Here is a 26,326-nt window from a genome sequence, read left to right on the forward strand (position 1 = left end):
ACTAAATATGAACTATTTTGCCATTTGATTCCACTGATAAGTATTTTTTCATTAGGTTTGCTATTTCCTTATAGCTTAAATCGTATGATACCAAAACCAGAAAATTGGTCAAACAGTGTCTGACCAATCTGTAGATAGAAGATAAAAGTATTCTGCAATTACTATGATAAGTCTTTTTTCACTAAGTTCTCCTAAATGTTTGAAAGCTTATCCCAATTACTAGCAAACATTTTTGCATAGTCAAAATCATATGAAACTTTATAGGCATTTTCAGTAAACATCTGATAATTTAATTCAATATCTTTGATTGCTTTTACAATATTATCAACTTTTATTTCTGATAATAATATTCCTGCTTTATTTTTCTCTATAACATCCAGTCCAATAATTTTACTTCCTATCACAGGGATAGCACACATAAGATAATTAAATATTTTTCCAGATGGTGATGATAGATAGTTAAAATTTTTACTTCCGATAATATTCATATCATAAAAACAAAAACCCATATCAAAGTCCTTTAAAAAACTATAAATATCATCTTGATTAATATAATTAGTATCAATATGAACTCTGCCTTCAAAAAATAAATCTTTATATTTATTTCTCAAATAATCAACATAGGTATCATTACCAGTGCCTTTTATCATTAATGTTTCATTTTTTAATTTATATAAAGCACTTAGACAAATCTCAATACCATGTGATTCAATAATATTACCAAAATACACCAGCTTTCCTCTATATTTTCTTAATCCTTGTATATGTTTTTTAGATATTGGAGAGTTCTGAATATATACCACACTATTAAAATTTTTAGCCAAATAATCTTTGCGTTCTTTAGTTTGCACTATAAGAAGACTTGGTTTTAAAAAATTAAAAATTATTTTATTTAACCAATTTTTAGACACTTCCAAAGAGTAGTATATTGGATTAATAGAAAAAATTTTAGCTATACTATATCCAATACTATCTATCCCTACAATTTTATCAAACTCGTTTATTTCTACATTTTTTTTAATCCTATAAATAAACTTTAGATAAATATAAAACCTATACAATCTAATTTTTTTTAAAAATTTTACAATAGAACTATTAATCTCAATCTTTATATCATTAAGATTTATTTTTGAATTATCAAATTCATCAGTATTTAAATATACTATTAAATATTCCTGCTCATATAACTCAAGCATCTTTAAAAAATTTAGAATTGATGGAGAATAGCTAATCCATGAATCAGGAAATATAATTAACCATTTCATTGACTAAGTACCCATACCACATTCCAACTATCCAGTGATGGAACATCATGACTCATCCACTTAAATCTATTTAAAATCTTAAACCCAAGCTGTTCACATATTAACTCAAGTTCAGTATCAAACAAATACCGCATTTTATGTAATTCTTTTTTTTCTACCACATCCAGCGTTTTTTTATCTTGAACGAATACATCATAATTTACATCCACAATGTTTTCCTGTGCATGTATTACAGGTTCAGCCAAGCGAGTAACTTTAATCCATTCATTTTCCAATCGTTTAACTCGTGTTGTCGGTAAATCTGTCAATACAGCTGGAGCATACCAGAAGTCAAAAATAAAAATACCATTATCAATAAGATGTTCTTTTGCAACCTGAAAGGCTTTTATCAATTCTTGATTCGAATTTTGATAACTCATTACATGAAACAGTGATACCACGATATCAAATTTTTGGTTTAAAGCTAAGTCTTGGATATTGGAATAACTAAAACTCAGTTTATTTTCTTTACCTATTCTTCTTGTTTCGGCGATCGCCAACATATCTGTACTTAAGTCTACACCATGTACAATATAGCCTTTATCACAAAAAATTTCGGCATGTTTACCTGTTCCACACCCCATATCCAATAAAGTTTTTGCATTGCTTTGATATATCTTTATCAAACCATCTACATAAGCAACTTCACTCTGATAATCTTTATCTTGATATATTAAATCATAATATTTTGAATATAAATCACTAAATTGATTCATTAGATAACCTCATGCATAATATTAGATACTTCCCGTATCTGTTGTTCTGTCAATGCTAAACCACTTGGAATATAAAATCCTCTTTCATAAAGCTTAGTTGCATTGGGATAAACTTCATCTATAAATAAACCCATTTTATTAAATATGGGCTGTTGGTGCATTGGATAAAAAAATGGACGTGTTCCTATTCCTTTAGCTCCAAGCTCTTGCATCATTTGACGTGCATCTTTTTTATAGTTATCTTCTAATGTAATTGCAAATACCCAATAAATATTTTCTGCAAATGATTTTTGTTTTATAGGAAGATTAATTACTTCTATATCTTCTAATAACTCTTGATACATTTCACCAATCCAGCGTTTTTTCTCGACAAATTCATCAATTTTTTCTAGCTGTGCCACACCCAATGCCGCCTGAAGATTTGTCATTCTTAAATTCCAACCTAACTCTTCATGGATAAAACGCTTATGACTATCTGCTGAGAAACCGAGATTCCGTAAAGATTTACACTTTTCATATAATTTCTCATCATCCATTAATACCATACCACCCTCACCAGTAGTAATATGTTTGTTTGGATAAAAGCTAAAAATACTGATGTCGCCAAAACTACCACACATCTTGCCATTGTAAGTTTGACCATGCATTTCAGCAGCATCTTCGATAATTTTTAAATCATATTTTTTTGCAAGCTGTAATATAGGATTCATATCCACAGGTAAACCATAAATATGCACCACCATAATCGCTTTTGTTTTCGGTGTAATTTTGGCCTCAATCTCTTCAACTTGCATATTAAAGTTATAATAATCACTATCAATAAGTACAGGTGTTGCCCCTGCCTTTACCACTGCTTGTCCACATGAAATAATGGTAAAGCTTGGCATAATTACCTCGTCCCCCAAACCAATACCTAAAGCAACAATCGCCATTTCAAGAGCTGCTGTACCATTGGTGACAGATACAGCGTATTTTCGTCCAGTATAGTTCGCCATTCCCTGTTCAAATCTTTGAATAAACGCACCTTCCGAACTAATCCAGCCCGTATCTATACATTCATTGAGATATTTTTTTTCATTACCTTTCAGTAAGGGTTCATTGACTGGAATCATTTTTTACCTTTATTACGCTCTGTGAAGCTGGCTCAAACCGTATTTTATCCATCTCACCAGCATACGGTCCCTGTTTAACTTCAATGATTTCAGATTCTTCCAACATCTCAAAACCATGCCCGCCATATGCTAGCAAAATAACATCTCCTGCTTCAAGAATCGTACTTTCCAGATAGTTTTTATCATCATTATAAAAATCCACTCGCACTTTACCACTTTTAATATAAAGCACTTCTTGTGTGAGTTGTACTTCTCGCAACACAAGATTATGTACATGAGGAGGAATCACATAATTTTGAGGACGCTTCATATAAGCAAGCTGTTGAGAAAAATCATCAGGAGTAAAAAACTCTATACCTTGTTTCTCAAAGTTACGACGGATGATAATGGATAGCAGTTGATTATTGTAGATAATATTTTCAATCATCTTTAAAATCCCACTAACGATGATAACTTTTTTCTCATTCGATTTACAAACCCTGTTTGTGAGCGAAAATATCTTTTATGCGCGTTTCTTGCTATATTACAAATCTCAAGCTTTTCAGGAAAAATTATGTCATATTTCTGTATAAATGGGCTATCGAATTCATTTGTCTTGTCACAATGTACTCCACTACCATCATGTCCAATATTCTTGATAAAAGTTTCTTTAGGGTGTAAAAATAAGCCATCATTTAAAAATACTGTTGCATACCAGTAAATTGCCCATGTATTAATTTTTCCTTGTTGATTCAATAAGACCTGTGTCCAGAAATTATTTGTATCATCAAAATTAAACTCCTTAATCATATTTGGTGTAAATGTATTAATTAAATTATTTGTATCCTTTTCAAAGAATTTCCATGCTCTATTCCATGTTGCCCATCCCCAGCACCCCTCATCTTTCATAAAATAAGCATTAGGCAAATTATGATAATCTACAGGGTAAGCAAACCCAGTTATACCAAATACTCTTTCATAACTTTCATACCGATTTAAAGCATCATTCATATAATTTAAAAAATATGGGCTTGTTATCATATCATCTTCCAACACTATAACTTTTCCATAAATATTAACTATTTCTGTCACACCGCTAATGATTGATTTCGCTAATCCCCAATTTTCTTCTTTTTCAAAGATCCTAATAGACTTAAATCCTGAAATAGTTTTAAGATAATCACGTACTTGTTGTACCTCATCTGTAACCATACTGTCTTTAGGTGCATCACTATAAATAATAAGATCACTTTGCTGTGCTAATTCATTTTTCTGTAAAGCTTCCACCGTTTGACGAGTATGCCAAGGTCTATTATAAGTAAAAATAACAATAGGAGATAGTTTACTCATTACATTTACCTCTAAACGATATTTAATTTAAAAAATTCTTAGATTCCATAATATAATTCATTAAAATAGTTAAAAATCTTTCTGATATAGATCTCAAGAAAACACATTTACCCTTATATCCAACAAATCGAAAGATAATCTATTTACTATAATAATCCGAATTACGGATAAGGAATCCTCTTTAAAAAAAGATAATTAGAGCCATTTATAAAGTTCTGGCACAATCTAGATCCTCTATACCATGTTCGATTTTACAGAAGTTTTCTGTGTTGTTAATGACTTTTTTAAAAAATTTTAACCCAGTTATTGGCAATTCCTAAAGGTTTTGTTGTACAAAGATTTAAAAATTAAAGTTTCTCTAATCCATTAAAATTTAAGTAAAATCTGAGTATGAGATCTGCCTAATTCTGTATATTTATTCAGAACCGCTACACATTCATGAATCTCATTCACTTGGCTTTGAAAGTTCTTGGCGCTGAGTTTATCTCCTAATAATTTAATGCAACATATCTTGGTTTTTACCAAACTTCGCCGATGATAACCCAACCATTTTTTCCAGATCGTTCTTTTCAAATAGTTGACGGTTTTTAGTAATTCCTTTCTTTCAATTGAACCTATTTTTGTATCTTTCCATGTCATCGCATTTTTCCTAGTGGAATGACTGCATGTGCTTGCAGATCCTTAATTACCTAACAGCATTGCTTTGTATCGTAAGCACCATCAGCATAGACTGTATCAATTTTTTCATCTTGTGGAATTTGATGAAGCAAATCTTCTAGTACCTGTGAATCACTCACATTATTGGTAGTGAGTTGAACAGCTCGTATTTGCAGAGTTTTGGCATCTATCCCGATATGTAACTTACACCATTGTCTACGATATTCAGGCTTATATTTTTTCCATTTCCATCCACTTTCATCTAAAAATTTTAAGCCAGTAAAGCCTAGGAGTAGATAAAGCCCGTTGCAACCTTTTTGATAGCTAACGCAATATCAATATGCCTTTGTCTTCTACATAGAATAGAGTAATTTGATGCTTTCCAATCTAATCCACAAATTTTAATGCTGCTTTGCACAGAGCCAGCCACCATACGTAAATAAAATCGAAATAGAGATTTGATCATGAGACACCATTGAATAGCCGTATCTGAATAGGTCTAATTTCGCTCTTGTTTGCCTTTTATTTGTGCCTATCATTCAATAGTATGTTTCCTCAATTCACCAAGGCTTTATTATAAGAAGACCAGTTGGTTGTACGATAAATTTTAAGTGCTAGCTTATTCATTCGGAAATTATATTACTGAATAAGCCATTAATGGCAGGTTTGTACAATAAAACCTTTTGGTTGCCTAAAATCCCCCAACAAGTGGAAGTGTCCTGTAATGTTAGCACACATCATAATGATTTAGCCCAACCTTTATTTAAATCTCTATAATCTTACACCAATTTGGTTGAATCCCTACGTGTGACTCAACCTTTTTCTTCCATCCATACCAATATTTAGGCATTAGAACTAACTTCCTATTTTGCATTAAATAAGCTCCCCACCATGAAAAGCTACTATTTGAACAAATTCCATAATCACAAAGTGTCATTAACGCTAAATCTGTCGGCATATCATTCCTAGAAACATATTTATTTGGCATTTCTTCAAAACAACACTCGATAAAGTGAGGATCATCACTTAAAAAAATAAAATATGGATTTTCTACTTTTTCTTTTATTTCTTTAATTGCTCGAATAAAATATTTTTTTGGCAAATCAATACCACGATCTCCTAAATATTTTTCAAATAAATAATCACCACGCCGTACATGAACAAAAACTTTAGTAAAAGTATCAGGAATAGTTCTTAAAATATTTTTAGCATTAGCAATATAAAAAGGCTTTAAACAAAAATTCAACTTCTGCATATCAAAAAAACTTTCGGATTGAAAAAAGTGAGTTTCAACATATGTAACAGGAAATAATCCATGTTTCCTATTAATACCAGGCAAAGGATGTTGATTATTATAATTTTGTTTGATATAACCAATCAGTCGAATATTCACCAAAAAATAAAATATTCTTTTTAATACTATCCTAATAAAAGATGCTTGATATTTGCAAGGCTGATAGGTTTTAAATTTATCATTCATACAATCAAAAGTATTAAGAAAGCTTTTCATGTTGGTTGTTATTATTCTTTCATTTTTTCTTGCAATAGTATTTAAAAAAGCATACTGAAATATTTGATTACCCAATCTACCATCAGAAAAAAAAATGATCATTTTTTTAATACCTTATTTGATATAGCCACATAATTTGCATAAGTAAAATTATCCATCCAAGGTTGATATATTCTAATTGATAGTCCATTAGGCATGATTTTAGCTATACTAAAATTCCTTTTTTGAAAGAATGTATAAAGCTCCATGAGACTTGTATGCGAATCTAAGTTTGCCCCCCCATATTCAAATTGAATATAGTCAATAAAGTCAGCATTTATATAATCACAAAAACCCTCAAATGCTTTTAATTCATGCCCCTCAATATCAATTTTTATAAAATCAATATGTAAAATTCCTCTCTCTTTAATATAATTAGAAATTTTCTTAACACTAACACTCTCAACGTGTGAAAATTTTAGATTATAAGCATCCAAATTTCTATCATATAAAGAAGCTAAACCACTTTGTTCTTTATCATAGAAGATAACAGTTTCACCATCTTCAGATGACGCACCAAAATTATTTAAAATAATGTTTGTATCATGACCGAATTTCTCTGTAAGTATATTAAAACAGCTTTGAGTGGGTTCGAACAAATGAATCTCTAAACTTAATTGATTTAATAGTGATATAGACTGAAGTATTGTTGTATAATGACCAATATTTGCACCAATATCAAATATTATAATTTTCTTACTGTTATCTTCTGTTTGACTTAAAGTTTTCAATAAACTTTCAATAAAAAAAGATTCTCCATTTTCATCAAAATTAACGTTATCATTGTTCTCTAATTTAGAGAAAAGCTTCCAAGCTAAATTTCTTAGTTTTTCTTTCCATACTTCCTTTGCTGTATACATGTTAATTACTCCTTTTTTTTAACATATATAAGCCTGTTCCAAATCCTTTCTGAGGATCATATTCATCATACATTTTTAAACCATAATGATATTTTTCATCTAATATTTCGAAATCACTAAACAATGCAAGAATATAGTCTCTTGTAAAAGCTCTATGGGCATTAAAATATATTTTATTTTCACTATCAATAGGCACACTAAACAAAATTACTCCACCAACTTTTAACACTCGTTTTAACTCTACTATCGCTTTTTCACTACCGAATGCATCAATACTATCGCCATATCGCCCCAAGCCTATATGCTCAACCACACAAAGCGAAGAGAGGGTTTCCAATGAATTATCTGCAAAAGGTAATTCGAGAATAGATCCTTTTTTAAAATATAAGTTAGGCAATTCTAATTCAATAGGACGAATATCTATCATTGTTATAGGAATAAACTGTGACAATATACCCATTGTTTTTGCTGAACTACCTATATCGTAATGATGACTAGGCTTTATATCGAAAAGGTGCTTAGCTGCCCAACTATCCTGAAAAAAATAAGTTGGTTCTAAAGGAGTATAGTTAATATTATCAAATAAACATGGATAATATTCTATATTATTAAAGTTGGTGTTATCCCCACTTTTTTTTAATTCATTCAGTTGATTGAAAAACCAATAAAATTGGCACAACATTAAAAATGGCTTAAATACAAAAAAGCTTTTAGATTCTCTAAATAAACGTACTGATTTTTTTAAAATTGTTTTTGCTCTTATCATTTTATTTTCCCAACCGAAGTATCCTATCACACTTTGCTACGGCACTTTCTCTATGAGCAATAATCACCATGGTTTTTTGACCATTTAGACTTTGAATCGCCTCATTCACTGTCTGTTCTGTTTCTATATCCAAAGCACTGGTTGCTTCATCCATAAATAAAATTTGTGGATTTTTATACAATGCTCGTGCAATGCCTAATCGCTGTCGTTGCCCACCCGAAAGCATCACACCACGCTCGCCCACTATCGTATCATAAGCTTGTGGTAACTGCTGCATAACAAAATCATGAATCTGTGCTTGCTTTGCCACATGTTCAATCTGTGCCATGTCAATTTGGGTTTTGGGAACGCCAAAAGCAATATTTTCTGCAACCGACTTATCAGCCAGATAAATACTTTGCGGTACATAACCTACAATACTTTGCCATGATGATATATTTTCCTGTGTGAGTTCCACATCATCCACATAAATCTTTCCTTGTTGTGCCTGTAACAAACCCAGCATAATATCCATTAAAGTACTTTTGCCACTGCCACTTTTACCCACAATTCCAATACTACTATTTTTAGCAACTTTACAATTAAAATTCTGCAAAACTGGCCTATCTAAACGGTTAGGATAGGCAAAGCTTAAGTTTTCTATACAAATTCCTCGGCTAAAAATAATATTTTGCTTACGCATGGGACTATTATTTTCTAACTGTTCTAAAGCAAATTCAGGTTTTAAAATATCAAAAACAGGTTGAGCAAACTTGATTTGTGTAATCGCACGATATATATTCTGTGCAGCAGGTAACATACGATAGGCCGCAAAACCATATAATCCCAAAATAGGTAAAATATGCGAAACATCTTTACCAGACATCACCAATATAATCGCAAGAATAATTAAACAACCATAACCCACAGTTTCAATAATATATAAAGGAATTTGTCCTAATGTATCCCGTGTCGCAATATGTTGAGCAAAAACACGTGAATACTGTTCAAAATTATCAATATATCCTTGCTTGGCATCATTAATAATCACATCTTTAATACCACCTAAAGCTTCCTGACAAGATTGATAACGTTCTGCATTGGCTTCTGTAAAACTTGCTCCGATTTGATTGAGTTTTTTTCGTACTAACCAATAAATAATACTATAAAAACCGCCTAACACTGTCGCAGTTGAAAGAGCCATAACAGGATTATAAATCAGTAGAAGACCAATCATTGCGATCAATACTAATGCAAATGATATTAACGTGAGAGTAGGTATAATCATCGTCCAGATGAGTTGATCAACTTCAGATAAGATATTCTTGCTTAAAATAGAGCTATTACGTTGAAGAAAAAATTCATAATTTTGTCTTAAGTAAATATTTAATAGACGAGTTGAAAAATAATGTCGTTGCAAACTACTAAAACGATTTAAAGTATATTGAGTAATTATTTTAAAATATGCTGAAAATACAACAACAAAAAGAGAAGTTAGCCCCAAATACATAATAAATTGCTGTGGGTTATGGCTTGAAAATAATTGATAAAAATAAGAGAGGAAACGGTTGGTTTCTATACTATCAGGATTCGATAGAACTGCTAAAAATGGCATAATCGAAACGACACCAGCCGCTTCGATTACTGCCATGAGCATGACCAAAATAAGAGTCAGTAACAACTTACGCTTATCCAGTGGAGTTAAAATCTGCCAAAGTTGCATTAGGGTGCGGATCACTGATTTTCTCTACTGATTATCCTTATACATCAAAGCTGTAATCTGCTCCGAGATTAGCCCCATCAAAAAAATCATGACACTTCCTGTATAAAGTAAAGCACTCATATTGGTAAAACGACCATGTTCATAAAGTGTATAACCATACCACCCTGTTGCTACTAAAAATAATACCGTTGCAATTGGCAAAAACATTTTGAGTGGTGAAAATAATGTTGCAATTTTAAAGATGATAAGAAAAAAACGTATTCCATCTTTAATAGGATGAATATGACTTTTTCCAATACGCTTTGCAGCATGAATCGGAACATAGGTTACAGAGTAACCTGCTCTAAAGAATGCCATTGTGCTTGTAGTCGGATAAGAAAAACCATTTGGTAATAAATATAAAAACTCTCTAAATTTTTCCGCTCTTACTGCACGAAAACCAGAGGTTAAATCTTCCACAGGGTGTTCTGTCATATACGTTGCAAGATTATTATAAAGCTTGTTCGCAACTCCACGTCCTAGACTCGCCTGTGAACCCTTTTGTCTTGCTCCCACCACTAGATCATAACCTTGTTCGATTTTTTCTATCAGACGTGAAATATCCTGTGGATCATGTTGTCCATCTGCATCCATAAACACAATCACATCACCTATTGCAGTTCTAGCTCCTGTCTTAATCGCGGCTCCATTTCCTTTAGAATAGGGATGGGAAACAACTTTTGCCCCAGCTTGTTCAGCAACTTCCTTTGTGTGGTCAGTTGAGCCATCATTCACTACAATAATTTCATGAATAATGTTCAATTGTTTAATTTTTTCAATTGTCTGCCCAATTGCAGAAAATTCATTTTTAGCAGGAAGAACAATTGATATAAGCATTCTCTAAACTCAAGGAACTAACTGACAATCTGCTGTGCCAACATTACAATTTACATTCTGACGTAATGAAACATTACCTCGTAATGCTGGTATAAATACCACTATACCATGATTATGATAATCATTCATTGTAGGTTGTGTGCCACTGATACAAGCAGAATTTACATAGGTGGGTGCCGTCGTATTATCAGCAAAATTTGCAATAGCAGAATTCATATAAGTCTTGGCCTCTGCCAAACAGGAACTATTCGCTGAACGTTGCATATAATCCCGATACGCAGGTAAAGCAATAGCAGCAAGAATACCAATAATTGCCACAACAATCATCAACTCGATTAAAGTAAAGCCCCTTTCCATAGCCTTTTACTCCCCAATACTTTAAAAACCATTATCAATATTTGAGTTCATATCAATAATTATGCAAACAGTATGCCAATCACCCTAATTGACAAAATTAAGCAAAATATTCTAAAAATTAGAACTAATATTTTTCTCAGTTTTCTGCTTTCTCACTTTCTGCAATTCATCCACCCACTTCATATGACCACCATCAGCCAAACCATCGATTAAATCCTGAATCATTGGGTCATTATTAGAAGAAACTTCAACAGCTTTCTTAAAGAATACAATTGCTCGATCACGACGTTTGCTATTATAGACTTTATTGGCTACTATAAAATAATCCCCTCGGCCAATAATTCCTTTTCTTTCAATCACTTCCATAGATCTTATAAGCTTATTTTCATCAATATCAAATCCTTTCAAAAAATCAGCCAACAATAAGTCAAATGATTGTTTTTTCTCTTTATTATTATTAGCATTATCCAAACTTTGATAATAATTCTGCCAATCTTGTTCTTGTACATTACCTAAGATAGATTTATAGATAATAATATTACTCACAAACAAGGGAGAAGGAATATTTTTAAATGCTTGTTCCATTACTTCTATTGCGTGAATTAAATCATTAGGATCTTTACCTACATTGTAACGACTAAAATAAAATGCCGCATATTGATTCCAAGCACGTGTTGAAGTAGGAACTAATTTTGTCATTTTCTGACCAAGTCGCTCAGTATCTCCCCAAATATAAGTTTGATGTAATGTACTTACTGTCAATAACAAGGCAATCACTACAAATACAGTAGCAAGTACTTTTTGACCAAATTGCAAACGTTGACAAATAAGCAAAACCAAGTCGCCTAAAGCAAGTACAGTACCAATCAATGGGAGATGATTACGATGCTCAAATACCATCTCCAGTAAAATCACATTACTAGAAATAAAGTGTCCTGCAAAAAACAATAATATACCGAATGCAAATAAAGGACGAATATGTCGCCAGCGCCATCCCCAAACAATTAGACTAGCAATAATAAGTAAACAGGGTAAAGTCGTCCAAGGCTGCCATAGACTACGTGAAATAGGATAATTATCATAAATAAAAGGTAAACGATCAGACAATGGAAATATAATTTGCCCTAGATACATTACCAATACGCGTCCTTGCGTTAGTAAACGCTCTCCACTATTAAAATCTCGTTGCCAACAAATATCTTTCCAACATCCAAAGCGAGGTATAATTACAAATATATAGAGCAATACCGCTAAAATAACAAATAGACTATAACTTTGCTTTAATCCCCGAGCTACAACAGCTTGCCCAGCCTTAAACTGCAATACAGTTAATTCTAACAATAAGGTATAAACAGGCAATAAAACTGCATCTTCTTTACAGCTTAATGCCAACAACCAGAAAATAATAACCAATATACCCTGTATACGTCCACGCCCTCCAGAAATTTGATTTTGCCGCATTAATAGATAAGACCAGAGTGCGGATACGAGGAATAAAGTCGCCATAGTTTGCATACGCTGGACAATATACAAAACTGAAGACACCTGTAAGGGATGAACTGCCCATAACAAGGTGAGAGCTAAGGCTCCCCATGCCGCTTGCTGTGGTGTCCATTTTGCAAGCAATAATAAACGTCGAAAAAACAGAGCTAGAACAAAGGTCGTAATCGCATGAATAAATAAGTTGGTTGCCTTAAATGCACTTACATCCATACTACCTGCACGCCAATAATCGAGAGCAAAACTCATCATCGGCAAGGCACGAGAACCATTACCATCATGAAAACTCAGGGCTGCATAGATCAGGTCATCAACATTCAATTCATGTATATAAAGGAGGTAATTGGATAAAATATTAGCGCCATCATCTAATATAAAGTCCCCACTTAGGCCTGGTAAGAACAAAGTAATAACAAACAGTACCACCACAAGGACCATTAGAGCAAAACGCATAAAAATCTCTAAACTAAATTTATTAAAATTTAATGAAAGATATTCAATTTACATATCAATCTTTCTTTAAATAAAAAAAGCACTCTGAAGTGCTTTCTTAAAAAAACAATTTACAACAAGAAAAATTATGGAGCCAATGAACAAGAACCTGTTCCAGCAGCACAACTTGTATTTTTCTTCAAGGTAACATTACCACGCTCTTGTGGTACAAATGTAAGTGAAGTATTAGCAGCATAATCAGCTCTACTTACCTTTCCTGTACCTGTACCACCTGTTGGACCACTCGCACACGCAGATCTGTTAAATGTACTTGGTGTACGGTTATCAGCAGCATCGGCTACCGCAGTACCCATGTAAGCTTTTGCCTCACCTAAACATGCACCGTTTGCAGAACGTTGCATATAGTCACGGTAAGCAGGAAGTGCAATCGCCGCCAAAATACCAATGATCGCTACAACGATCATTAATTCGATAAGAGTAAAACCCTTTTGCATTGATTTCATAACATTTCTCCAATGTATAAATTTTTTATAAGCCTTTCGAGCTACTTTGTATTTAGCATGTTCTATGCCAATCCTTAGCTTAGCCAATTTTAACGCAAAAAAACAGAGACTTAAAGAATATTCTATTTGCTCACATATAAACCAATCCTGACACAGGAAAGAAAAAAATGACAAAAAATGTCAACTTTCGCTTTTTATCTTTAAAGTGGGAACGAGTCAATCTTGATTATTTTCGAATTGTTTTAAAAATGAGCGAAATAAATCACAAAAAAAATCTTTATAAAGCTAAAAATTTAATCAACCGTTTATCGGAATAAAGAAAACACCCTTTCAATGGAACTTTAAATATACAGATCAGTATATTTACAATTCATTCCAAAAATAAAAACAACAATAAAGAAATCAATCCATTAAATTTTTATCTATTTCAATATAATAGGTTCATTAGGCAATTCATTTTGGTCATGCAGATCAATTTTTACATAGTATTGATCTAAAACTTGCCCAATTTCATTCACGCCACCAGTCACAGCTCGCAAATATTCTTTTTGAGTCAAGGTAACAACGATATTTTGGCAAATTTTATTCCACGTCTCAGTTTGTGTTGCATGTTTTAAGCCACGATCAATCACAATTTCAACTTTACGCTCGCATAGATTCAGGTATAACAATACACCACTATTGAGTTCAGTATCCCATACCCCCAACTCAGCAAAAAGCTGTTGAGCACGTAATCTCGTATTTTGATGATAGGCCTGTGAACAAGGAATATGCCCCTCTATCACTACTTGAATTTCACCGACATGACCTTTTTCGGCCTGCTGCACAGCATTGGCGATCTGCACCCTATCTTGCTTATTGAAATAACGATGTGTGGAAGATATATAAAGGAAGTGTTTAAACCAACGCTTTAAACTTGGTTGAACATGCTCATCCAGTTTAGGCTGGGTAATAATCTGTGTTGTATCCGTTTTTGTTACCATGAGCCTGATGCTCCTCCCCCACCAAAACTGCCGCCACCACCACTATAACCACCTCCGCTGCCACCACCAAAGCCTCCTCCACCGCCCCCTCGTCCACCACCTGACAAAAAGGCTTGAAAAATAAGCTGTGCCAATGAAGTAATCAGTAGAAAGAAAATTCCGATGCCTAATAACAGGCTCATCACAAGACCAGCACCATTGACCAGCCCCGCAACAGTTGCTGCCACAGCCGCAGTGGAAGCACTTAAACGGTTACCCACAATAAATGAACCCACTACACCAGCAATCAGGATAAAGAGTGCCATAGTCAATGTGCTATCTTTAGCTTGCTGTTCGTGTAAGGCTTGGTCATGCCGATCCTTAAGTTCTTGTGCAGCCTGTTGGGCAATTTCAGGGTCAAGGTTTACAATACGGCTAATTTCATCCAGTCCAGCTGAAACTCCCTGTGCATATTGTCCCTGTTTAAATGCAGGCGTAATTTGGTTGCGAATAATACGGCTGAGCACCACATCAGGTAAAACTCCTTCTAAACCATAGCCCGTTAATATCTGAATTTTACGGTCATTCACCGCAATTGCCATTAACAAGCCATTATCACGTTTTGCTGAGCCAAGTTGCCATTTTTCACCTGTGCGCAAGGCAAAATCAAAAATCGCTTCCTGACCTGTGGTGGGTACAATAATGACACCAATTTGAGCTTTACCTTGTTGATAGAGAGCTAGAATTTTTTGATTGAGTTGCTGTATTTCAGCCTCGTTCAATATCTTAGCTTGATCAATCACAGGTTGGTTTAAAGTGGGTAAACCACGTATAGATTCCCCATCTGCCATATCATTGGCAACTGTAGGTAGTACAGGAGGCTGCTCTGTGGTTGTCGATGACTTATTTTGTTGCTGCTGTTGCTGAATAATTTTTCCAGCAACCACTAGATCACCTTGATCTGTAGCAGTGGCGGTCTCAGCCCAGGTTGTATGTTGAAAACAAAGCATCGCAAAAATGATGGTTAAAACATATTTTAATTTTTGCTTTAACTTGATCAACATACGCCCCTCCTAAGCCGAAAACAATTTCAACGATTAATTAAATGAAACTGATGGCGCCTGTTGTGCAGATGAGTCTGCCTTAAAGTTTTCCTTGGTTTTCATCCCAATCACTTTTGCAGTCATCACTTGCGGGAACTGACGCACATAGGCATTGTAGTCCTGAACCGTTGTAATATAACGGTTACGTGCCACAGCAATACGGTTTTCCGTTCCTTCGAGCTGGGCTTGCAAATCACGGAACTGTTCATTGGCTTTTAGATCAGGATAGTTTTCAGAAACTGCGATCAAACGTGATAAGGCACCCGTCAACTGGCTCTGTGCCTGTTGATATTTTTCAAACAGCGCTGGATCCTCCAGCACTTCCTTATCCACTTTTAAACCTGCAACATTCGAACGCGCCTGCGTGACTTCTGTAAGTACCTGCTCTTCATGTTTGGCATAACCTTTCACTACATTGACCAAATTAGGCACAAGGTCAGCACGGCGTTGATACTGGTTTTGTACTTCAGACCAGGAAGCATTCACTGCCTCATCTTTCACCTGCAAGGTGTTATAGCCACAGCCTGTGAACAATAAGGTGCTTGCCAATACAGTTGCGAGCGCAGTTTGTTTGATCACTTTCATAAAAAATTTATCCTCAAGTTTTTCTTTATATTTGTGCATAAAATCATTGTAATAATATTTTTTGTTTGCTGTGTAACATTTATTTGTTGAAATCTTTATATCATTGCATAGAGTCATCTGAAAACTTACTATTTCCCTCTCATATTAGTCTATAATAATTTTTTATTTTTCAGAGCATTAGTGAATGATCATCCGTTTGTGCTATGTAAGTCAACGAGATCAAAATCGGGAAAATCTATTGGAGGAATTACAGGATATTCTCATCACAGCACGTAATTTTAATGCTCAGCATGATATTTGTGGTGTGCTTTATTATGCCGACCATAGGTTTTTTCAATGTCTGGAAGGAGAGAAAAGTATCGTTGAAACACTTTTTGCAAGTATTCAGTCTGATGAACGACATTATCAGGTTATACATCTACAAACAGAAAATATTGAACAACGTCATTTTAAAGAATGGTCAATGAAATATGTACGACGCAATTCAATCCTAAAAGCATTCTTAAAAGAACAAAAGGACCAAAAGTCTTCTCCTGATCAGTTAGATTCAGAAAGCTTAACCAAATGCTTAAATGCATTAATAAAAGCGACTCAAAATAAAGTACAGCCAAAGAAAAAAATTGGTTTTAAGTATAGGGGGGTCAACCCTTTAATATAGGAATTAATTTTTCATTCAATAGAATTTTATTTAGCTTTAGTAATTTAAATTGATACGTCAAATTGCTGTTTTATTCATAAAACCCATACCTATTACCCTATTCCCACATAAATAAACCTTAATTTTCAGTAAATTCATAATGTTAAAGTAATGTACACTTTTGTAAAAACCAAGTTAAAAACAAAACAGCAAAAAACGACCATAAATAAATGATATATAAAAACTTTTTGCAATAAACTAAATTGTTAATTTTGTTTATTTTTCATACAAATGTAAGCCATTTCCTACAATCATGTAAGTTATTTCTTATTTTCGCTTTCATCTTCTTTTTTATAATGGAAAAACTCAGCAAGAAAGTGTTACTTATTGAATTCAATTAGAATATCTATAAAAAAACTGGCTTTCACGACCCTGTTTTTAGGTTTTTACAAACTCAATAAGTAACAGTAGCGAATAACAAAGATGAGTACCCTGTTCTTTCTACAGCGCGGAAAGAACAGGGTAATATTTTTAAAGTTCAATTAGAGTGAGAGTAGAGTATGTATATATTGAAAGATGTACTGGTGTTTTCCATATCAGCGATTGCTTTATGCCTTTTTATTATTTTTTTCAACCATCTTGGAATTCCTCCTATTTTTAACCTATGTCTTTCAGCATTTATATATGGTGTTTTTTGTGCTTATTGCTTTTATAATACTAAATTCATTCTTTCATTACTTAGTATTTTCTACATCAGTATTCTTTTTATGAGTTTAGATTCAAAAGTAATTTTGATGTTTCTAATTACTCTCACCAGTTATTTAAATATAAAACCTATAATTAACTCCTTGTTAAAAGTATATCAAAATAAAATGTTAAACAACAAAATCTCAGTCTTCATGGAAACCGAAAGATAAGTATGTAAAAAATTGAGCTATTTTATATATAAAATAGCTCTTACCCGATCAATATCAACTATAGAGTCTTGAAGCTGTTTCCTCTTGAAAAGAGATCATGCCATACTCATCGGCCATTCGTGCTTTCCAGTAATTCACCAATTTCGTATAGTCATGCTTTGCAGGATGAAAATCAGCCTGATAATAAGAAAGGTATTCTGGGATCAATTGAACCAACATCTTAGCTAATAAATATATTCCAAACAGGTTTCCACCCACTTTGGGCAAGCTTTCCCACTTATCCTGCCAAATCAATCGGGTGGTGGCATAAAATGTTAAGCTTGCAAACCCTGTTGTTACACTGCGCATGAGCAGACGGCGAATACGATCATCACCATAAATTTCCTGATACACATCGAATGCAACAGAACGATGCTCAATTTCCTCAATCGCATGCCAAACCCAGAGTTTCATTGCATCATCATCCAGCGTGCTCAAGACTTCTGGATGTTTAAGCACATATCCTCCCAACATGGCAGTAAAATGCTCAAAGGCACAGGTTAAGGCCAACTGTAATTTAGGGTGGATATTCCGAAGTGCATGATCACGCTTTGCCAGCCATGCCTGAAAGCGGTCCAGATTATAATCATCACGACGCCATGCATCATTAAACTCGGTATGGGCCTTGGAATGCATCGCCTCCTGCCCAATAAAGGCAGCAATTTGCGCTTGTAACTGTGGGTCTTTTACTTTATCACGCACATTGCGAACACTGTTGACAAAATACTGTTCACCAATTGGAAAGGTTGAAGAAAGTGCGGTTAAAAGATGTGACATTAACGGTGAGTTGGCAAAATAATGCCGTTTTATCTTTTTAGGGTTGAAGTTTAGCCGTCGTACCGTAATCCCCAATGCCTTGGGGCGATTTAAATAGTTTTTTTCCATATTCGTATTTGCAAGAGCCATCGTTGTTGCCTGCATGATTTCCTAGTCCATCTTCGAGTATTGCGCCAGAAAAACCTCAGCGACAGGGCGAAAAAGCTTATAAGGTTTGCCAAAACTACCAAAAAGATGAAATGAAAAAGATAAAGCCTGCATAAGCAGGCTTTATTGAAATACGACTTATAGAATGTTTAATTAGACACCAAGATAATCCAGAATGCCTTCAGCAGCTTGGCGACCTTCCCAAATTGCAGTCACAACCAGATCAGAACCACGCACCATATCTCCGCCTGCGAAGATTTTTGGGTTAGAGGTTTGGAACTTGAACTCTTGCTGTTCAGCCGCAACGACGCGACCTGAACCATCCAGGCCAACATTCGCTGAACCAAACCAGTCTGCTGGACTTGGACGGAAACCAAATGCAAGTAACACCGCATCTGCTGGTAATACTTCCTCAGAACCTGGAATTGGCTCAGGACTACGACGGCCACGACTATCAGGTTCACCCATCTGTGTAGTCACCACTTTCACGCCTGTCACTTTGCCATTTTCGCCAACAATCTCGATCGGTTGACGGTTGAACAGGAATTTTACACCCTCTTCATAGGCATTCTTCACTTCACGAGCAGAACCTGGCATGTTGCTTTCATCACGACGATACGCACAGGTTACATCATGCGCACCTTGACGTAACGAGGTACGGTTACAGTCCATTGCGGTATCACCACCACCAAGAACAATCACCTTTTTACCATCGACACTGATGTACTCGCTTGGGTCTTTTTCCCAACCTTGGCAACGATTGACGTTGGCAATCAGGAAATCCAATGCATCGTAAACACCGTTGAGGTCTTCACCTGGAAAGCCACCTTTCATGTAGGTGTAGGTTCCCATACCCATAAATACGGCATCGTATTCAGCAAGCAGTTGTTCAATCGTGACATCAACACCAATTTCAGTATTTAAACGGAACTCAATGCCCATCCCCGTGAAGATTTCACGACGACGTTTCATTACGTCTTTTTCCATTTTAAATTCTGGAATACCAAATGTGAGCAGACCACCGATTTCAGGGCGCTTATCAAATACCACTGGTTTCACACCACCACGGGCAAGGATATCCGCACAGCCTAAACCTGCTGGACCTGCACCAATGATTGCAACTTTTTTATCCGTCCACTTCACGCCAGACATATCTGGACGCCAGCCTAAAGCAAAGGCGGTATCATTGATATATTTTTCAGCATTACCAATCGTCACTGCACCAAAACCATCGTTTAAGGTACAAGCGCCCTCACACAGACGGTCTTGTGGACACACACGACCACAGACTTCTGGCAAAGTATTGGTTTGATGGCAAAGTTCAGCCGCCTGGAAAATCTGGCCTTCCGCAATCAGCTTTAACCAGTTTGGAATGTAGTTATGTACTGGACATTTCCATTCACAATATGGATTACCACAGCCTAAACAGCGGTGGGTCTGGTTTGACGCCACTTCCGCAGTAAAAGGTTTATAAATTTCCACAAACTCTGCTTTGCGGACAGTAATATCTTTTTTCTCTGGATCCTGACGTGGTACATCCAGAAATTGAAAGTCATTATTGAGGCGTTCTGCCATGTCTCTCTCCGTGGGTAGGCGCAGTGATGTCATTCATCTCTGCACCTGCCTATGTCGTTGCAGTCGTGGAATTATTGTGGATCAGCTTGGGTTGTTTTCAAAAGCGTTTGCAAATTAGCAGCTTTTGGTTTCACAAGCCAGAACTTACGACTATAGAAGTCAAATTCATTACGGATTTTGTATGCCCAAGCACTACCTGTTTCCTTAATATGTTCATCAAGAATACGCAACAGGTTTTCTTTATGGTCTTCCATCGACTCCGTAGAGATACGATTCAGGTCAATCAACTCGTGGTTATAGTAATCGACAAAGTCATTATCAAGGTCAAGCACGTAAGCAAAACCACCTGTCATACCTGCACCGAAGTTATGTCCAACTTTACCAAGCACAGTCACCACACCACCTGTCATATATTCACAGCAATGGTCGCCTGCACCTTCAATCACGGCAAATGCACCTGAGTTACGCACCGCAAAACGCTCGCCTGCTGTACCTGCTGCAAAGACCTTACCGCCTGTTGCACCATATAAACAGGTGTTACCAATAATCGCAGTATTTTGCGTTTGGAACGGTGAACCTTTCGGTGGGAAGATCGATACACGGCCGCCTGCCATACCTTTACCGACATAGTCGTTGGCATCACCTTCAAGTTTGATATGCAAACCGCCCGCATTCCAAACACCCAGTGATTGACCTGCTGTACCGACAAGGTTCATTACAACAGGACTGCCTTCCATACCCAAGTTGCCATAACGACGAGCAATTTCACCTGAGATACGAGCACCGATTGAACGGTCACAGTTGCCTACAGTAAAGTTAAATGAACCACCTGTGCCTGCTTCAATCGCTGGCAACATTTCAGCCACCATTTTCTCAGCCAAGACACCTTTATCAAATGGTGCATTGCCCTGAACTTGGCAATATTGCGCCTTACCTTCAGCCGCAGGGTGTGAAGTCAATAACGCACTCAAATCAAGGTGTGCGTGCTTGTCAGTTTCACCAGGTAAAACTTCAAGTAAGTCCACACGACCAATCAAGTCTTTGAGTGATGCAACACCCAATGCAGCCAGCCATTCACGGGTTTCTTCAGCGATAAACTTGAAGAAGTTGATCAGCATTTCTGGTTCGCCAATATAATGCTCTTGACGTAAATGATCCTGTTGGGTTGCAACACCAGTCGCACAGTTATTTAAGTGACAGATACGCAGGTATTTACATCCTAACGCGATCATCGGTGTAGAACCAAAACCGAAGCTTTCCGCACCTAAAATAGCTGCCTTAATTACGTCTAAACCAGTTTTCAGACCACCATCAGTTTGGACACGGACTTTACCACGCAAGTCATTGACACGAAGAGCTTGATGCGCTTCACTCAGACCTAACTCCCATGGAGAACCCGCGTGGTGAATTGAAGAAAGTGGAGATGCAGCTGTACCACCGTCATAACCAGAAATGGTAATGAAGTCAGCATATGCTTTTGCCACACCAGCAGCAATCGTACCGACACCTGGCTCAGACACCAGTTTTACCGATACCATCGCTTGAGGATTGACTTGTTTTAAGTCAAAGATCAATTGCGATAAATCTTCAATCGAATAAATATCATGGTGTGGTGGTGGAGAAATCAGGGTCACACCTGGTACTGAGTATCGTAAACGTGCAATTAAGCCATTCACTTTACCACCTGGTAACTGACCACCCTCACCTGGTTTTGCACCCTGTGCCACTTTAATCTGCAACACTTCAGCAGACGTTAAATAGGCAGGCGTAACACCAAAACGACCCGATGCAATCTGCTTGATTTTCGAGTTGCGAATGGTGCCATAACGTGCAGGGTCTTCACCGCCTTCACCTGAGTTCGAACGACCACCAATGGTGTTCATGGCAATCGCAATCGCTTCATGCGCTTCGGGTGACAATGCACCCAAAGACATGCCCGCAGAGTCAAAGCGTGGCAGAATCTCTTCAATCGTTTCAACCTGATCAATCGCAATTGAATCGGTTGTTTTTAACTTGAATAAGTCACGAATCGTTGCCACTGGACGGTTATTGACCAGTTCAGCATATTCTTTAAAGTCTTGGTATTGACCAGAACGTACCGCTTTATGCAATGCATTGATTACATCTGGGTTAAAGGCATGATATTCCTTACCAAATACAAATTTAAGCAAACCACCCTGATCAATTGGTTTACGATTTGACCAAGCTGTGCTTGCCAATTTTTTCTGGTCATTTTCCAGGTCAGCAAAGGTTGCACCCTGAATACGGCTTGGTACGCCAAGGAAGCATTTATCGACTACCTCAGAAGAAAGACCAACCGCTTCAAACAACTGACCGCCACGATAAGAGGCAACTGTTGAGATACCCATTTTAGAAAGAACTTTTAATAGACCTTTCTCAATGCCTTTACGGAAGTTTGCTTGCGCATGGATTGGGTCACCCAATAGCTCACCTTTTGCAACCAAGTCATTGATCACATCATAAGCCAGGTAAGGGTAAACCGCTGTTGCGCCAAAGCCGAGCAATACTGCAAATTGGTGCGGATCACGGGCAAAACCAGTCTCAACTAGAATGTTCGCATCTGTGCGTAAACCAGTTTTAATTAAGTGGTGATGCACGGCACCTGTTGCCAATGCTGAATTCGCAGGTAAGAAGCCTTCACGGAAATTCTTATCTGTTAATACAATCAGTGTTTTTCCATCACGTACTGCCTGAGCAGCTTCTTCACAGATACGCGCAATTGCAGCTTGTAAGCCTTCAGCTTCAGCATAGTTCAGGTCAATATCAACCACGCCATAGCCTTCGCGTTCTTTTTCGACATCACGAAGCTGCTGCATTTTTGAATTAGACAATACAGGGCTGGAAATGATGATACGGTCTGCATGCTCTGGACCTTGCTCAAACACATTCTGTTCACGGCCCAAGCAAGTTTCCAGTGACATCACAATCGATTCACGCAATGGATCGATTGGCGGATTGGTCACCTGAGCAAACTGTTGACGGAAATAGTCAGACACATGACGTACTTGACGGGACAATACTGCCATTGGGGTATCATCACCCATTGAGCCGACTGCTTCCTGACCACTTTCTGCGATTGGACGTAACAGTTGATCGCGCTCTTCAAATGTCACCATAAACATTTTTTGCGCGGCTTTTAGCTTGTCACCTGTTAGCCCCTGATCAAGCAACTGCTCTTCAAGCTGTGGATTGGCTTGTAAACGAATCGCATGATCACGCAACCATTCACGGTATGGGCGCATGTTCTTAAGATGATTGCTAACATCTTTGGTATCCAGCACTTTGCCAGTCAATGTATCAACAACCAAAATTTGACCAGGACCAACACGACCTTTAGACACCACGTCTTCTGGCTCATAGCCCCATACACCGATTTCAGATGCAAGCGTAATGTAGTCATTTTTAGTGATGACCCAACGCGCTGGACGCAAGCCATTACGGTCAAGCATACAGATGGCATGACGACCATCCTGAATCACCAGACCTGCTGGGCCATCCCAAGCTTCCATGTGCTTAGAGTTAAATTCATAGAATGCACGTAAATCCGCATCCAAGGTTTCAACGTTTTGCCATGCTGGTGGAACAAGCATACGTAGCGCACGGAATAGATCCATGCCACCACCCACAAGAATTTCAAGCATGTTGTCCAAGCTTGATGAATCCGAACCTGTACGGTTTACGATCGGATTAAGCTCAGTTAAACCTGGTAATAATGGGTTTTCAAATTTAGGGGTACGTGCCAATGCCCAGTTACGGTTGGCAGTAATGGTGTTAATCTCACCATTATGTGCAAGGTAACGGAATGGTTGTGCCAATGGCCAACGCGGCAAGGTATTGGTCGAGAAACGCTGGTGGAACACCACAATGTGTGAAGTCAAACGTGCATCAGCCAGGTCGGTATAAAAGTCAGCAATTGCTGCTGGCATCATCAAGCCTTTATAGCTGATGACCGTTGTCGCCAAAGTGGTGACGTAGAACAAAGGATCATTTTGTAATTGTTGTTCAGCACGACGGCGTGCCAGGAAGAGTTTACGGTTAAACTCAACCTCAGTTAAGCCCATTGGGCAATTAACCAGAATTTGTTCAAATGCAGGCAACGATTGCAGTGCAATTTCACCTAGAGCATCATTATTTGTGGGTACAATACGCCATGCCGCAACAGTCAGGCCTTCAGCAGCAATTTCCTTATTTAGGATATTCTTGGCATTTTGCGCTAATGCAGGGTCAATATTGAGAAATATCGTACCTGCTGCAAAAATCTCAGTGAGATTTGCACCTAATTTCTGTGCCTCATCACGAAAGAACTGTTTTGGCATTGCCAACAACAATCCGCATCCATCTCCCGTTTTACCATCTGCGGCAATACCACCACGGTGCGTCATGCAACTTAAACTGTGAATCGCGGTTTCGACCAGATGATGGCTTGATTCACCCTTCATATGGGCAATCAGACCAAAACCACAGTTATCCTTAAACTCATCAGGCTGATATAGACCTTGAGCGGGAGCTACAGTATTAGGCGATGGCATGTGCATAGCGTACCCTTCTTTCAACATGGCTCTTTCGAGCAACAAACAATCAATTCATTTTCTGCGATATTGTCGATTAACTCATTTAAAGTTCAATGCTTCGCAAAAACATTTTCACTGGCGGATTTGCAAATATACGCCTTTCTTATGCAAGAATCAGCGTATTTCACTATATAAAGTGTTTTCAGTTATTACACTTTAACAAATACTTGTAAAGTATAAAAAACTTTCCATTTCACTCAATTAATGAATCTTTTAGCACAAAAAAGGGCAATGAGCAGACAAATTAGCACCACAAGAAAGCAAAAAACATGCCAAATAAATACACATTTACTAAATCATTAAAAAAATTAAAATAACTTTAAATTATAGAAACTAAGCACTAAAGACCAAGACATAAAATTGCACCAAAAAAAATCACAATGCCATAAAAAGAATCAACATTGTTTCATATTGGTGCAACATTAGTTGAATGGATCACTGATCTCTCTTCTCTGGGAATCTGAATTTTCTTTTAATTTTTCAGAACTGGAAATGGGTTGAGGTGCAGACTGGCTCTGTTTTACATTCACAACATTCCCCTGCGCATCACGTTGTGTCACTGTCGTTTTCACGGTTGTCGTTGGGTCGCTTAATGTTCGCTCACCCCCAGCCAATGCTGTTTTTTGTGATGTGTTAGCACCAATCAGCAGAGTTTCATCAACTTTCGGAAGAGCTACTGGTTTTAATTGAATCGCATATAACTGATTTGCAGCAGATTTTAGTTCATCAGAACCCAAATCATTTACAAAATCGGCATAGGTTGATAGTTGCTGGGCTTTGGGCTGAATAGATTCAGGCAAAACCAGATTCAATTGTGTAAATTGACGGTTTGCGTCTTCCGAATTCGAAAATACACCATAAGCCAAAACATACTGCTCAGCCTGGTCCTGACCACTTAAACGGAAATAGATAAACTTTTTCCGATCAGCACGGTTTAACAGGAAGTTTTTCACAATCGCCTCATCTGAACTACGGAAAATTTCCATGGTCCATTGACGCTGATTTTCCTTAACAAACTTTGTGCCACGAAATTCAGGCGCATGCTCATTAGACACCACCACCCGTGTGGTTAAGTCCAATGGTTTTACCTCATCAGAAAGGGCTCCCAAATGGGTGGTCGCAGCAACTTTCTCTGGCTGAATCTGCACCTGTGCTTCAGTTTTAGCTGGCTGTTCGACCTCTACCAACGCTTTATTATCTGTAATCGCCCAAAAAACCAATGCGGCAATTAAACAAGCCAGCGCAAAAACCAGCCAACTGTACTGTTGAATATTTTGCCAGATTGATCGTGACACAGCCATGCTTTTC

Annotated in this window: 21 protein-coding genes and 1 pseudogene; 1 reads left to right on the plus strand and 21 read right to left on the minus strand. The window is 36.7% G+C overall.

Annotated elements, in window-relative coordinates; all coding sequences use genetic code 11:
* Positions 1-191: 191 nt before the first annotated feature.
* The 17 genes and pseudogenes from QTA56_RS09730 to QTA56_RS09810 all read right to left on the minus strand — a co-directional run bounded on the left by QTA56_RS09730 (position 192) and on the right by QTA56_RS09810 (position 16,334).
* Complete coding sequence (locus QTA56_RS09730) at positions 192-1,265, minus strand: glycosyltransferase family protein (RefSeq protein WP_267980769.1); 1,074 nt, start codon at positions 1,263-1,265, stop codon at positions 192-194.
* Complete coding sequence (locus QTA56_RS09735) at positions 1,262-2,020, minus strand: class I SAM-dependent DNA methyltransferase (protein WP_267980770.1); 759 nt, start codon at positions 2,018-2,020, stop codon at positions 1,262-1,264. Before QTA56_RS09735 ends, QTA56_RS09730 begins: the two co-directional genes overlap by 4 nt.
* Complete coding sequence (locus QTA56_RS09740) at positions 2,020-3,132, minus strand: DegT/DnrJ/EryC1/StrS family aminotransferase (protein ID WP_267980771.1); 1,113 nt, start codon at positions 3,130-3,132, stop codon at positions 2,020-2,022. The genes QTA56_RS09735 and QTA56_RS09740 overlap by 1 nt, the downstream gene beginning before the upstream one ends.
* Entirely contained in the window at positions 3,116-3,559 is a 444-nt protein-coding gene (locus QTA56_RS09745) for a cupin domain-containing protein (protein ID WP_267980772.1), read from the minus strand. Before QTA56_RS09745 ends, QTA56_RS09740 begins: the two co-directional genes overlap by 17 nt.
* A 2-nt stretch (positions 3,560-3,561) precedes the next feature.
* Positions 3,562-4,461, minus strand: a complete 900-nt coding sequence (locus tag QTA56_RS09750) for a glycosyltransferase family 2 protein (protein ID WP_267980773.1) — start codon at positions 4,459-4,461, stop codon at positions 3,562-3,564.
* A gap of 366 nt (positions 4,462-4,827) precedes the next feature.
* Positions 4,828-5,745 (minus strand): annotated as a pseudogene (locus tag QTA56_RS09755) (IS5 family transposase).
* A 136-nt stretch (positions 5,746-5,881) separates the two neighbouring features.
* Positions 5,882-6,730, minus strand: coding sequence for an alpha-1,2-fucosyltransferase (locus QTA56_RS09760; RefSeq protein ID WP_267980774.1), 849 nt, complete (start codon positions 6,728-6,730; stop codon positions 5,882-5,884).
* The gene (locus tag QTA56_RS09765) at positions 6,727-7,527 is read right to left on the minus strand and encodes an FkbM family methyltransferase (RefSeq protein ID WP_267980775.1); all 801 of its coding nucleotides are present in this window, start codon (positions 7,525-7,527) and stop codon (positions 6,727-6,729) included. The genes QTA56_RS09760 and QTA56_RS09765 overlap by 4 nt, the downstream gene beginning before the upstream one ends.
* 1 nt (position 7,528) lies before the next feature.
* Positions 7,529-8,293, minus strand: a complete 765-nt coding sequence (locus QTA56_RS09770; RefSeq protein WP_267980776.1) for a DUF268 domain-containing protein — start codon at positions 8,291-8,293, stop codon at positions 7,529-7,531.
* A gap of 1 nt (position 8,294) precedes the next feature.
* Positions 8,295-9,923, minus strand: coding sequence for an ABC transporter ATP-binding protein (locus QTA56_RS09775; protein ID WP_326498151.1), 1,629 nt, complete (start codon positions 9,921-9,923; stop codon positions 8,295-8,297).
* Between the two features lie 96 nt (positions 9,924-10,019).
* Entirely contained in the window at positions 10,020-10,871 is an 852-nt protein-coding gene (locus QTA56_RS09780; RefSeq protein WP_267980778.1) for a glycosyltransferase family 2 protein, read from the minus strand.
* A 9-nt stretch (positions 10,872-10,880) separates the two neighbouring features.
* Positions 10,881-11,228 carry a prepilin-type N-terminal cleavage/methylation domain-containing protein gene (locus tag QTA56_RS09785; protein WP_289821549.1) on the minus strand — a complete coding sequence of 116 codons (348 nt, stop codon included), beginning with the start codon at positions 11,226-11,228 and terminating at the stop codon, positions 10,881-10,883.
* A 111-nt stretch (positions 11,229-11,339) separates the two neighbouring features.
* Positions 11,340-13,181 carry a hypothetical protein gene (locus tag QTA56_RS09790; protein ID WP_267980779.1) on the minus strand — a complete coding sequence of 614 codons (1,842 nt, stop codon included), beginning with the start codon at positions 13,179-13,181 and terminating at the stop codon, positions 11,340-11,342.
* A gap of 125 nt (positions 13,182-13,306) precedes the next feature.
* Positions 13,307-13,675, minus strand: coding sequence for a type IV pilin protein (locus tag QTA56_RS09795; protein WP_411956098.1), 369 nt, complete (start codon positions 13,673-13,675; stop codon positions 13,307-13,309).
* A 431-nt stretch (positions 13,676-14,106) separates the two neighbouring features.
* On the minus strand, positions 14,107-14,667 hold the full coding sequence (locus tag QTA56_RS09800; RefSeq protein WP_267980780.1) for a TPM domain-containing protein: 561 nt from the start codon (positions 14,665-14,667) through the stop codon (positions 14,107-14,109).
* On the minus strand, positions 14,661-15,710 hold the full coding sequence (locus tag QTA56_RS09805) for a TPM domain-containing protein (protein WP_267980781.1): 1,050 nt from the start codon (positions 15,708-15,710) through the stop codon (positions 14,661-14,663). The genes QTA56_RS09800 and QTA56_RS09805 overlap by 7 nt, the downstream gene beginning before the upstream one ends.
* A gap of 33 nt (positions 15,711-15,743) precedes the next feature.
* Positions 15,744-16,334 (minus strand): LemA family protein, encoded by a 591-nt coding sequence (locus tag QTA56_RS09810; RefSeq protein WP_267980782.1) that lies wholly within the window; start codon positions 16,332-16,334, stop codon positions 15,744-15,746.
* 184 nt (positions 16,335-16,518) lie between these two features.
* Here QTA56_RS09810 and QTA56_RS09815 point away from each other — a divergent pair, with 184 nt between their 5' ends.
* On the plus strand, positions 16,519-16,992 hold the full coding sequence (locus QTA56_RS09815) for a BLUF domain-containing protein (RefSeq protein WP_267980783.1): 474 nt from the start codon (positions 16,519-16,521) through the stop codon (positions 16,990-16,992).
* Positions 16,993-17,942: 950 nt separating this feature from the next.
* Here QTA56_RS09815 and QTA56_RS09820 read toward each other — a convergent pair.
* The 4 genes from QTA56_RS09820 to QTA56_RS09835 all read right to left on the minus strand — a co-directional run bounded on the left by QTA56_RS09820 (position 17,943) and on the right by QTA56_RS09835 (position 26,319).
* On the minus strand, positions 17,943-18,833 hold the full coding sequence (locus QTA56_RS09820) for a metal-dependent hydrolase (protein WP_267980784.1): 891 nt from the start codon (positions 18,831-18,833) through the stop codon (positions 17,943-17,945).
* 171 nt (positions 18,834-19,004) lie between these two features.
* Complete coding sequence (locus QTA56_RS09825) at positions 19,005-20,426, minus strand: FAD-dependent oxidoreductase (RefSeq protein ID WP_267980785.1); 1,422 nt, start codon at positions 20,424-20,426, stop codon at positions 19,005-19,007.
* A gap of 71 nt (positions 20,427-20,497) precedes the next feature.
* Positions 20,498-24,976, minus strand: a complete 4,479-nt coding sequence (gene gltB, locus QTA56_RS09830) for a glutamate synthase large subunit (protein WP_267980786.1) — start codon at positions 24,974-24,976, stop codon at positions 20,498-20,500.
* A gap of 464 nt (positions 24,977-25,440) precedes the next feature.
* Positions 25,441-26,319, minus strand: coding sequence for a hypothetical protein (locus QTA56_RS09835; protein ID WP_267980787.1), 879 nt, complete (start codon positions 26,317-26,319; stop codon positions 25,441-25,443).
* Positions 26,320-26,326 lie beyond the last annotated feature (7 nt).

The sequence above is a fragment of the Acinetobacter thutiue genome (genome assembly GCF_030385805.1).
Lineage (GTDB): Bacteria > Pseudomonadota > Gammaproteobacteria > Pseudomonadales > Moraxellaceae > Acinetobacter > Acinetobacter corruptisaponis.